Origin of the sequence: Micromonospora orduensis (genome assembly GCF_006228125.1) — a bacterium.
Taxonomy (GTDB): Bacteria; Actinomycetota; Actinomycetes; order Mycobacteriales; family Micromonosporaceae; genus Micromonospora; species Micromonospora orduensis.
Window position 1 is genome coordinate 18,232 of the sequence record NZ_VDFY01000303.1, and the last position, 11,732, is coordinate 29,963.

Genomic DNA, 11,732 nt, shown 5'->3' on the forward strand with positions numbered 1-11,732 from the left:
GGGCCGGGTCCGTTGGGACCCGGCCCTCGCCGTGTCAGGCGCCGTACCAGGCGTCCCGCAGGGCCACCCGCGCTTCCAACTCCAGCAGGTGCACCTTGCGGGGCAACCCGCCACCGAACCCGACCAGCTTGCCGCCAGCACCGACGATCCGGTGGCACGGGACGATCACCGGGACCGGGTTGCGGTTGCAGGCCACACCCACCGCCCGCGCCGCCCCGGGATCACCGACCCGGCGCGCGACCTCGCCGTAGGTCAACGTCTCGCCGTACGGAATGGGAGTCATCTCCCGCCAGACGGCCCGCTCGAAATCCGAGCCGCGCGGAACCGACACCGGAATCGTGAACGCCGTCAGGTCGCCGGCGAAGTACGCCCGCAGCTCGTCGATGGCCTGCCGGGACAACGTGTCGGCGGGCTCGCCGGCGGCCGACTCCACCCGACCGAAGTGCGCGCCGCAGACGGTCTCGCCGTCGCTGGCCACGGAGAACTCGCCGATCGGCGAGTCGAGCACAGTCCAGCGCATCTACCCATTGTCCCCGACGCGGTCGCTGGACGGGACGGCCATCGGCCCGTCGCGCGGCGGGGCTCGGCACCCTCGATGTGCTGCCCATACGGGCGGTGCCCGCCGGCGCCGCCCGGTGAGGGGCGACGCCGACGGGCACCGATGGATGAACGGGTGGTGCGAGGCCTGGTCAGGCCGGGTTGATGAAGAACCGCTCGCCGGCCGAGAGACCGAAGTCGTCAAGGTCCTGGTTGAAGTTCTTGTTCGGAATAAGCTGGCTGGTGCCGGCGCTGCCCGCGCTGACGGCCTGCTGGTCGATGTCCGCCCGCAGCCAGATCGATCCGTCGCCCCGGTACCAGGGAAGGTCGAAGACCTCCCAGTCGCTGACGGCCGGGCCGGAGGCGATCAGCGGCTTGCTGCCCGCGCCCTCGGCGCTGACGTACTTGCCGTTGGCCAGCGAACGGAGCGCGAAGTAGCCGTAGCCGATGTCGACCATCTCGAACTTCTCCCACGTGCTGACCGTGGAGGCCAGCGGGATCAGCGGCTTCGAACCAGCGCCGTCCGCCGAGACGTACATGCCGCTGGCGGCCGACTTGATGCTGACGATCGGGTTCGGTGCCTCGACGAAGAACTTCTCCCAGGTGCTCGCGGTGGACGCGTTGGCGATCAGCGTGCCACCGGTGTTCGGCGCGCTCACGAACTTGTTGTTGACAATCGCACGGAGACTCACCGTTCCGTCCGCATTGTTGATCAGCTGGAACTTCTCCCAGGTGCTGACCGCCGGCCCGTTGGCGATCAACGGCTTGCTGCCCGCGCCGTCGGCCGAGACGAACTTCCCGTTGACCTTCGCCCGCAGCGCGACCAGACCACTGCCGGCGTCGACGATGTCGAACCGCTCCCAGGCGCCGAACGCCGGACCGTTGTTGACAAGCGGCTTGCTGCCGGCCCCGTCGGCCGAGACGAACTTCCCGTTCGAGCGGGCGCGCAGCCCGTGTGCGTCGCGTGCCGGAGACACGGCGGCCGCCACGTTCAGCAGCCGGTCCACGCCGCCCCACGGGTTGTGCACGGCACCGGCGATGCCCCGGCTGACGATGGTGTCCCGGACCTGCGCCGGGCTCCAGGTCGGGTTGGCCTCGAGCAGCAGCGCGGCAGCACCCGCGACGTGCGGGCTGGCCATCGAGGTGCCGTTGAAGGACACCGAGCCGTTGCCGGTCCCGGCCGCGGCGGAGACGATGCTCATGCCCGGCGCGTAGATGTCGATGCAGCTGCCGTAGTTGGTCCACCAGGAGCGGTAGTCGACCATGTCGGTCGCGCCCACGGTGATCGCGGCCGACACGTTCGCCGGCGAGTAGTAGCAGGCGTCGTCATAGTCGTTGCCGGCGGCGACCGCGTAGGTCAGGCCGTTGGCGACCGAGTTGTTGATGGCGTTGGCGACGGCCTGGTAGTTGCCGTCGTCGTAGCCCCCGAGGCTCATGTTGACCACGGAGGGCCCGGTCTTGTGCGTGGTCGCCCAGTCGATCGCGGCGACGATGTGGTCGGTGCGGGCCCCGCCCACGCACGGAAAGACCCGCAGGGCGACGAGCTTGACGTCCTTGGCCACCCCGAACCGGGTGCCGCCGATGGTGCCCGCGACGTGGGTGCCGTGCCCGTCGCAGTCCTCGGCGACGTCGTCCTGGTCGACGAAGTCGTACCCGGAGACCGCCCGACCACCGAAGTCCTCGTGGGCCACGTCGATGCCGGTGTCGATCACGAACGCGGTGACGCCGGCGCCGGTGTTCGGGTAGGAGTACGAGCCGTCCAGCTTCGGCGAGACCTGGTCCACGCGGTCAAGACCCCACGAGGGGGGCGAGGCCTGCGTCCCGCTTGTCGACAACGTGCGTACCGGCTCCACGTAGGCGACGTCCGCGTTGGTCGCCAACCGGTCGGCCTGCTGCCGCGTCATGGTGGCGGAGTAGCCGTTGAGCGCCTTCTCGAAGACCCGGCGGACCGTGCCGCCGTTCCCCTTGGTCAACGCCGAAGCGGCGGCCTTGCGCTGCCCCGGAGTGGCCATCTTGTCCTTCAGGACGACGATGTAGCTGTCCGGGACGACGGCGCTGGGCTTGCCCTTGGAGGGCTTGGAGTCGCCGTGCGTGCCCGCGACCTGGTGAGCGGGCTCGGCCGACGAAGCAGCGGTTGGTTTGGCCAGCGCGGCGCCACCGGTGCCGGCGCTGACGATGAGGGTTGCGGAGGCGATGGCGATGCCTGCCACCGCCGAGCGGCGAATGACGCCACGACGTTTCACAGATAGATCTCCCCGTGTCTTCGTTGACCGCCCCCTGCGGACGGCCAACCGCCCCGGCCGCATCCACTGACGTATCGATGTACGCCACAGCCGCCGGGCGTCCCGTCATGATGGACGATCCCCATCGGCCGGCGCTTCGGCTTTTCGGTCGGTACGCACCCGTCGTCGTGCTTCTGTCGTCCGGACGGCCGGCCCGAAACCTTGCAGGGTGTCGATACCTTGCAGGTCGTGGCCACGGGGACGCTCATCTTTCTGATCATCGGCGGTGCGGGTGTCGTGGTGCTGGCGCTCGCGCTGCTCGGCACCGAGTTGCTCCACTTCGGGCACGTCGACGTGGACGGGCCGATCTCGGTCGAGACGGTCGCCGGCTTCGCCGGGGCGTTCGGGTTCGGCGGTGCCATCGTCAACGAACTGCTCGGCGCGCGTACACCAGCCATGATTGCGGGCGCGGCGGCCGGCGGCCTGCTCGCGGCCGTGCCCACCGGCTGGCTGGCCTCACGGTTCAGCCGGGCGGCCCGGAACATGCGCACCGACCCCACGCCCACCCGTGACGACCTGGTGGGAGCGCTCGGCCTGGTCGTCACGCCGGTGCCGGTCGACGGCTACGGCGAGGTCCGGGTACGCGTGGCCGGCCAACCGGTCAAGCTCAACGCCCGCGCCGACCAGCCGATCCCGATCGGCGCCCAGGTCTTCGTCGTGCAGGCGCTCAGCGAGACCAGCGTGCACGTCGAGACCCACTGACTCCTCCTCTACAGACGGGACTTCCTCCATGCCCCTGCTGATCGCCATCGGCGGCGCGGTCCTCCTCGTACTCGTCCTGGTGTTGTTCGTGCTCTCCCGGATCAAGGTGGCCGGGCCGAACGAGGCGTTCATCGTCACCGGCCGCAAGGGCCGCACCACCCAGACCGCCGACGGCGCCCGGTCGACCGACAACTCCGGGCAGAAGGTCGTGCTGGGCGCCTCGGTGTTCGTGCTGCCGGTGGTGCAGAAGCTCCAGTCGCTCGACCTGTCCAGCCGCCGGATCGACGTCGGCATCCGGGGCGCCGTGAGCAAGCAGGGCATCCGCGCCGACCTGCACGGCGTGGCGATCGTCAAGGTCGGTGGCACCGAGGACGCGATCCGGGCCGCCGCCCAACGGTTCCTGCACCAGCAGGACGAGATCGACAACTTCACCCGCGAGGTGCTGGCCGGTGCGCTGCGCTCGATCGTCGGCCGGCTCACCGTCGAGGAGGTCATCCGGGACCGTGCGGCGTTCGCCAGCGCGGTCGCCGAGGAGGCCGAACACTCGATGACCAACCAGGGCCTGGTGCTGGACACGTTCCAGCTCCAGGACATCCTCGCCGAGGGCTCGTACCTCCAGGACCTGGGCCGGCCCGAGGCGGCCCGGGTACTCAAGGACGCGGCGATCGCCGAGGCGCGGGCCCGGCAGCAGGCCGAACAGGAGCGGCTGCTCGCCGAGGAGGCCATCGCCGAGGCGAACCGGAACCTGGCTCTCAAGCAGGCCGGCATCCAGGCCGAGATCGACGCCGCGAAGGCCAAGTCCGCCGCGGCCGGGCCGCTCGCCCAGGCGGAGCGGGACCAGGCGATCCTCTCCGAGCAGCAGAAGGTCGCCGAGCGCAACGCCGAACTCAAGCAGCGCCAACTGGACACCGAGGTCCGCAAGCCGGCCGACGCGGCCCGGTACAAGGTGGAGCAGGAGGCCGAGGCGTCCCGAAACGCGGCGGTGCTGCACGCCGACGCGCAGCGGCAGTCGGTCATCGCCGCCGCGCAGGCCTCCGCCGAGCAGGCCCGCCTCACCGGTGAGGGCGAGCGGGCCCGACGGGCCGCGCTCGCGGAGGCGAACGCCATCGAGGGCGCCAAGGAAGGTGAGGCCGAGCAGCGGCGGCGCTCCGCCATCGCCGAGGCCGTGGAGCGGGAAGGTCAGGCCGAGGCGGCGGCCATCCTGGCCAAGGGTGAGGCCGAGGCCGACGCGATGGCGCGCAAGGCAGAGGCATTCGCCGCGTACGGGGAGGCAGCCGTCCTCGACCTGCTGGTCAAGGTGCTGCCGCAGGTCGTCGAGGCGGCCAGCGCCCCGATCGGCGCGATCGACAAGATGACAGTCATCTCCACCGACGGCGCGTCGTCGCTGACGAAGTCGGTGGCCGGCAACGTGGCCCAGGGCCTCCAACTCGGCAGCGACCTGACCGGGATCGACCTGCCCGGCCTGCTGGCTCGGCTCGGCTCGGCGTCCACCGCCGCCGGCAACGGCGCCTCGGCCGGCAAGGGCACCACGCCCGTGGACGGGACGGCCGTCGAGACCCGCTGACGACGTATGCCGATGGGCGTCGCTCCCGGAGACGGGAACGGCGCCCTCAGGCGATCAGGCCCTCGGCGCGGGCCCACCGCAGGAGCTCCGCCTCGGCGGCGTCGCGGTCCAGCGGCCCGTGCTCCAGGCGCTGCTCCTTGAGGTGCTTCCAGGCCCGCCCGACGACCGGCCCCGGCGGTACGCCGAGCAGCTCCATGATCGCGTTGCCGTCGAGGTCGGGGCGGACCCGTGCGAGGTCCTCCTCGGCCGCGATCCGGGCGATCCGGTCCTCCAGCGCGTCGTAGTCGGCGGCGAGTTGGGCCGCCTTGCGACGGTTGCGGGTGGTGCAGTCCGAGCGGGTCAGCTTGTGCAGCCGGGGCAGCAGGTCACCGGCGTCGGCGACGTAGCGGCGCACCGCCGAGTCGGTCCACTCGCCCCGCCCGTACCCGTAGAAACGAAGGTGCAGCGCGACCAGCGCGGTCACCTTCGCGGTGATCTCCTTGGGGTAGCGCATCGCCTTCATCCGGGCCTTGGTCAGCCGGGCGCCCACCACCTCGTGGTGGTGGAAACTGACCCGGCCGTCGGACCCGACCGCCTTCGTCGCCGGCTTGCCCACGTCGTGCATGAGGGCGGCCATCCGCAGGATGAAGTCGCAGCCGTCCTCCTCGAAGGAGACCGCGTTCTCGACGACCGTCAGCGTGTGCTCGTAGACGTCCTTGTGCTGGGCGTGCTCGTCGATCTCCAGCTTCAGCCCGGTCAGCTCCGGCAGGAACCGCTCGGCCAGCCCCGTGTCGACAAGCAGCCGCAGCCCGGTGATCGGGTCCGCGCCGCAGAGCAGCTTGGTGAACTCGTCCCGGATCCGTTCGGCGGTGATCCGGTCCAGGTCGGCGGCCATCTCGGTCATCGCCGTGTACACGTCCGGGTGCACGGCGAAGCGCAGTTGGGCGGCGAACCGGGCCGCCCGCAGCATCCGCAGCGGGTCGTCGCCGAACGACTCGCGGGGGGTGCTGGGGGTACGGATCACCTTGGCCGAGAGGTCGTCCAGCCCGCCGTGCGGGTCGGTGAACCGGTGCTCCGGCAGGCTGACGGCCATCGCGTTGATGGTGAAGTCGCGCCGCTTCAGGTCCTCGTCGAGGCTGGTGCCGTACACCACGACCGGGTTGCGGCTCACCTGGTCGTACGACTCGGCCCGGAAGGTGGTGATCTCCAGCCGGAGGCCGGCGCGCTGGGCGCCGATGGTGCCGAACTCCCGGCCGGTCTCCCAGATCGACTCGGCCCAGCCCTTGAGGATCCGCAGCGTCTCGTCGGGGTGCGCGTCGGTGCAGAAGTCCAGGTCGTCGCCGAGCCGGCCGAGCAGCGCGTCCCGGACCGAACCGCCCACCAGGTGCAACTCGTGACCGGCGCGCACGAACCGGCGGCCCAACTCGTCGGCGACCGGGGAGACCCGGAGCAGTTCGGCGACGGCGTTGCGCTGCGCGGCGGTGAGTTCGCGGCGGTCGGCGTGGTGAGCGGAGACTTCGGACATGGGATCGCCAGCCTATCGGGCCGAGGTGTGATCGGATCCGCCGGGCGCGGGTAACGGGTACGGGTTGACTATGGTCTGTGACGTGCGGGTCGGTGCCCGACTCGACGTACCCCTGGGAGGCTGGAGATGAGCGGCGGGCTCTACCGCAGCGCGAACGCCGCGCAGGACGGCGGTGCGGGAGCCGGCGTGCGGCCCGGGGACGGCGCCACGTTCATCTCCGCCGAGCCGCTGAACCAGCCGGCCATGGAGTCGACCGCGCCGCCGCAGGAGCAGGTGGGTGAGGCGAGCGCGGCGACGAACAGCGCCGTGATGGCGATCGGCAGCCTGGTCAGCCGGGGTACGGGCTTCCTGCGCAACCTGGTCATCGCGGCGGCGCTCGGCGGCGCGCTGGTCGGTGACGCTTACACGACAGCGCAGATCCTGCCCGGGATGGTCTACGAGTTCCTGCTCGGCGGCGTGCTCACCAGCGTGCTGATTCCGGTGCTGGTGCGCCGTCGCAAGGTCGACGTCGACGGCGGCCAGGCGTACGCCCAGCGGCTCCTCACCCTGGCGGTGCTCGCCCTCGGCGTCGCGGCGCTGCTCGCGGTCGCCTTCGCCTCGACGTTGACATGGCTCTACGGCAGCGGCCCGTCGGGTGGCGACTATTCGCAGCTGGTCACGGGACTGGCCCGTCTCATGCTGCCGATGATCTTCTTCTCCGGCTTGAGCGCGCTGATCAGCGCGGTGCTCAACACCCGGGGGCACTTCGCCGCGCCGATGTGGGCGCCGATCCTGAACAACCTCGTGGTGATCGGGACGGCGGGTCTCTACATCGCCGTGTTCGGCGCGGAGATCGTCCGCCCGGAGGAGATGACCACCGGCCGGATCCTGCTGATCGGCGGTGGCACCCTGCTCGGCGTCGCGGTCCAGGCGGCGGGTCTGCTGCCGGCGCTGCGCAAGGTCGGCTTCCGCTGGAAGCTGCGCTTCGACTTCCGCGCGCTCGGCCTGCGCGAGCTGGGCCGGCTCGGGGCGTGGATGATCTGCTACGTCGCCGTGAGCCAGGTCGGCCTCATCGTGCTGTTCAACCTGCTGAACCGGGCCGGCAAGGAGAACGCCGCCGGCCCGCTGATCTACAACAACGTCTTCCTGCTGCTGATGACCGCACACGGGATCATCGCCGTCTCGATCATCACCGCGCTGATGCCCCGGATGAGCGCCGCCGCCGCTGACGGTCGATTCGCCGACGTCGCCGCCGACCTGTCCCGGGGCACCCGCACGGTCACGGCGGTGCTCGCTCCGATCGCGGTCTGCTACGCGGTCCTCGCCACTCCGATCGCGTTCACGCTGTTCCGGTTCGGCGCCTTCAACGAGGACAACGCCACCGCCACGTCGGTCGTGTTGCTGGCCGCCGCGCTCGCGCTGGTTCCGTTCGCGGTGAGCCAGCTCTTCACCTTCGCCTTCTACGCCCTGCCGGACACCCGCACCCCCGCGCTGATCAACATTCCGGTGGTGGCGCTGCGGATCGGCGTGCAGATCGTGCTCTTCGTGGCCTTCTCCGCCAGCTTCGCCGGCGCCGGGATGATGATCGGCAACGCGGTCTCCTACCTGGCGGCGGCGGTCGGCTCCGCCTGGCTGCTGCGCCCCCGGGTCGGGCGCATCGGCCTCGGGGAGATCATGCGTACCGGCGGTCGGGTCCTGGTCGCGGCACTCGGCGCGGCGCTGGTCGGCCTGCTCGTGGTCAAGCTGTTGCCTGGCGACGACACGCCGACACGCCTGCAGGCGATCGTCCAACTCGTGATCGGCGGGGCGGTGATCGGCGGGACGTACCTCGGTCTCGCCATGGTGCTGCGGATCGGGGAGATCACCGAGGTGGTCGGCATGGTCCGCCGTCGACTCGGTCGCTGACCGCAGGGATCCGGGCACGGAAAGTTGTGGCCGCACGGAACGTGACCGCGGATCACCAGGCTGGGGATGCATCTGTGGATAACTCCGCGATTCGCCGGTCAGCCGCCGGATCGTCCTGTGGATAACCAACCGTACGGATGAGCGTGGTCGCCCGATCGGTGGGAACATGCCGGTTGGCGAGGGTGCCACACCAGGGTCGGCCCCGACGTCGGTCACTTGCGGTGAAGCCGTAGATTGGCTAGTACATGTGCCAGCAACGTGGCTGAGAACGGTCGTAAGCGGACGACTGCCCTGACTCCCGGCACCCCCGCCGGGTACGGCGGGAAGATGACATGTCGGGGAGACGGGCAACCCGGGTAAGGTCGCTCTCGACGGGTACGGCAGGCGCCGACGCTGGGCGTCGACACCGGTCGGCCGGTTCCTTCGACGGCAGAGCGGGAAGCCACATGCCCAGCAGTTCGGGTCCATCGATCGACACGATCACCGAGGGAGGACGGGTGACCCAGGTCGGCGAGGGTCAGGAGGCGGACGAGAGCGCTCCGCCGGTCATGACCTTCGGTGCTCCCACGGCCGGTGAAATCCTCGCCGAACGTTACGAGCTGGTCGAGCACATCAACAACGACAGCGCGGGTCGGCTGGTCTGGCGCGGGGTCGACGTCATCCTGCGCCGCCCCGTCGCGGTGGTCCTGCGCTACCCGGGTGGCGACTCCGCCACCGAGATGCTCCAGGCCGCCGTCGCGGCCAGCCGGGTCATCCACCCCAACCTGGTCGGCGTCTACGACGCGATCGACGAGGCCGAGCGGGCGTACGTGGTCCGTGAGTGGGTCGACGGGCAGTCCCTGCGCGACCTGGCGACCGAGGGTCCGCTGGATCCGGCCCGGGCCACCGCGATCGGCAACGCCGTCGCGAGTGCGCTGGCCGCGGTGCACGCCACCGGGATGGTGCACGGCAACGTCCACCCCGGCACCGTCATGATCAGCGACGAGGGCCGCGTGGTGCTGGCCGACGCGCGCACCGACGGCGCCGACAGCCAGGAGAACGACATCCGGGCGGTCGGCGGCATCCTCTACTTCGCCCTGACCGGCCACTGGCCGCACGCCGAGGCGCCACTGCACGGCGCCACCGCCGGCCACGGTCGGGCCGCCATTCCGGACGGTGTCCGGGACGCTGCCGGCGCCATCGCGGCACCCCGCCAGGTCCGGGCCGGTGTGCCCGCGTACCTGGACGACCTGACCATGGACCTGCTCGACGCCGAGATCGCCCCGCCCTCGTCGGACGTGCTCGCCGCCGAGTTGGCGCGACTGGACGTGCCGGCCGAGGAGGAGCACTACCTCGACAACAGTGGCCCGCTGCGGTTCGCGGCCGACACGGAGGAGGAGCCGTCTCCACTGGCGGCTGCCGGTGGCCGCAAGGTCGCCATCGGCATCGCCGGTCTGTTGGCTGTCGCCTTGGTCGGTCTGCTGATCGGGATCAGCGCGCTCGGCGGCGACGGCGACAAGGACCAGCAGGCCGACCCGGTCGCCGCACCCACCTCCAGCGCCCCGGCCGGTGACGCCACCCCCGCCGCGGCCACGGCGCGCAAGCTGACCGTGAAGAGCGTCCGGATCATCGACCCGGACAGCAAGAACCGCAGCGAGCTCGGCGGCGCCGACAAGGTCATCGACGGTGACGAGGACAAGGGCTGGGAGACCGAGACGTACCGCGACCGGCCCAACTTCGGCAACCTGAAGAAGGGCATGGGCGTCTGGATCGACCTCGGCGAGCCGCACACCGTCAAGTCGGTCCAGGCGGTGCTGTCGGCCACCGGCGCGTCAGCCCAACTCCTCGCCGGCACGACCAACCCGCCGTCCAGCTCCAGCGGTGACAAGCAGTTGGTCGCGGGTTACAAGACCCCGATCGGCCAGCCGTTCGAGGACCACGACGGCACCACCATGACGTTCAACGGCTTCGACGCCGACACGAAATACCAGTACCTGCTGTTCTGGATCACCGAGCTGCCTCCGTCCGAGGGCGGGTTCAAGCTGGGGGTGCAGGAGATCACGGTCCAGGGGTCGTGAGCCTGGCACCTCCACCGTCCCACCGCATCCGCTGGACGCGGTGATGGACGGGCGCGACGAGGCAACGGACCTGGAGCTGCTGCGCGCCCACGCCGCCGGAGATCGGGACGCCTTCGCCGAGCTGTTCCGCCGACACCGCGACCGGTTGTGGGCGGTGGCTCTGCGAACGCTCGGCGACCGCGAGGAGGCGGCGGACGCCCTCCAGGACGCGCTGCTGTCCGCGCACCGGGCGGCCGGCCGTTTCCGCGGTGACTCCGCGGTCACCACCTGGCTGCACCGGATCGTGGTCAACGCCTGCCTGGACCGGATCCGACGCCGCCAGGCGCATCCCACCGTGCCACTGCCCGACGGCGACCCGGCCGGGGACGGCTCCGGCACCCGCGGTGTGGAGCCGGCCGCGCCGGTGCAGGACCACGACACCGCGCTGGTGGTCCGCCAGGCACTCGCCACCCTGCCCGTCGAACAGCGCGCCGCCCTGGTGCTGGTGGACGTGCAGGGCTACCCCGTCGCCGAGGTGGCTCGCATCCTCGGCGTCGCCGAGGGCACGGTGAAGAGCCGCTGCGCACGGGGCAGAGCCCGGCTCGCGGTGGCGCTCGGGCACCTCCGCCCGGCCCGACCGCAGCCGTCGGACCCGGTCGCGGACGTGCCGGGCGTCACCCAGGGGAACCCACGCCCGGTGGAGGGCGTCGGATCGGGGCCGGGCCGTTACCGGCGGGACGCCAACCAGGAGGACACGTGACGACCGAGGGGTTCAGGGAGGTCGACGACGACCTGCTCGCTGACTACCTCGGCGGGGCGCTGGACGGCACGCCGCAGCAGGCGGAGGTCGCCCGGCTGGTGGACTCGGACCCGGCGTGGGCCGAGGCGCACGCCCGGCTGGGCTCCGCGCTGACGCAGGTGCGGGCCGACCTGGCCGACTGGGCCGAGCCGTCCCCGGTGATGCCGCCGGCGGTCGCCGACCGGCTCCTCGCGGCACTGGCCGCCGCCGCTGACGACACCGCCGCCGCCCCGGGTGTCGTACCGGCCCAGGGTGGAGCGGGGCGGCGGCCCGGACCGGTGGCCGTCGCGGCGGTCGCCGTCGTCGGGGTCGCGTTGGGCCTCAACCAGCTGTCGATGAACGCCTCGGACACCGCCGGCACCAGCGCCCTGAACCAGCCGGCCAGCGCGCCCGAGGGCGCCGCGACGGCCGGCTGGTTCAGGGC

Annotated in this window: 8 protein-coding genes and 1 pseudogene; 6 read left to right on the plus strand and 3 right to left on the minus strand. The window is 71.4% G+C overall.

Annotated elements, in window-relative coordinates:
* Positions 1-34: 34 nt before the first annotated feature.
* Positions 35-520, minus strand: a complete 486-nt coding sequence (locus FHG89_RS31805; protein ID WP_139588082.1) for a methylated-DNA--[protein]-cysteine S-methyltransferase — start codon at positions 518-520, stop codon at positions 35-37.
* A 169-nt stretch (positions 521-689) separates the two neighbouring features.
* A complete protein-coding gene (locus FHG89_RS31810; RefSeq protein WP_139588083.1) occupies positions 690-2,780 on the minus strand; it encodes a S8 family serine peptidase in 2,091 nt (696 codons plus the stop codon).
* A gap of 219 nt (positions 2,781-2,999) precedes the next feature.
* On the opposite strand from FHG89_RS31810, the gene FHG89_RS31815 reads away from it, so the two are divergent.
* Positions 3,000-3,521, plus strand: coding sequence for a hypothetical protein (locus FHG89_RS31815; RefSeq protein WP_244296059.1), 522 nt, complete (start codon positions 3,000-3,002; stop codon positions 3,519-3,521).
* A gap of 28 nt (positions 3,522-3,549) precedes the next feature.
* Positions 3,550-5,085 (plus strand): flotillin family protein, encoded by a 1,536-nt coding sequence (locus FHG89_RS31820; protein ID WP_139588085.1) that lies wholly within the window; start codon positions 3,550-3,552, stop codon positions 5,083-5,085.
* A 46-nt stretch (positions 5,086-5,131) separates the two neighbouring features.
* On the opposite strand, the gene FHG89_RS31825 is transcribed toward FHG89_RS31820, so the two are convergent.
* Positions 5,132-6,589, minus strand: coding sequence for a CCA tRNA nucleotidyltransferase (locus FHG89_RS31825; RefSeq protein ID WP_139588086.1), 1,458 nt, complete (start codon positions 6,587-6,589; stop codon positions 5,132-5,134).
* Between the two features lie 126 nt (positions 6,590-6,715).
* Between FHG89_RS31825 and murJ the strand changes: the two genes are divergently transcribed.
* The 4 genes and pseudogenes from murJ to FHG89_RS31845 form a co-directional block, all read left to right on the plus strand.
* Positions 6,716-8,473 (plus strand): murein biosynthesis integral membrane protein MurJ, encoded by a 1,758-nt coding sequence (gene murJ / locus FHG89_RS31830; protein ID WP_139588087.1) that lies wholly within the window; start codon positions 6,716-6,718, stop codon positions 8,471-8,473.
* A 446-nt stretch (positions 8,474-8,919) separates the two neighbouring features.
* On the plus strand, positions 8,920-10,530 hold the full coding sequence (locus tag FHG89_RS31835) for a protein kinase family protein (RefSeq protein WP_139588088.1): 1,611 nt from the start codon (positions 8,920-8,922) through the stop codon (positions 10,528-10,530).
* Between the two features lie 43 nt (positions 10,531-10,573).
* Entirely contained in the window at positions 10,574-11,269 is a 696-nt protein-coding gene (gene sigM, locus FHG89_RS31840; protein ID WP_139588089.1) for an RNA polymerase sigma factor SigM, read from the plus strand.
* A pseudogene (locus FHG89_RS31845) lies at positions 11,266-11,732 on the plus strand (hypothetical protein); the annotation flags it as partial. The gene sigM and the pseudogene FHG89_RS31845, both read left to right, overlap by 4 nt.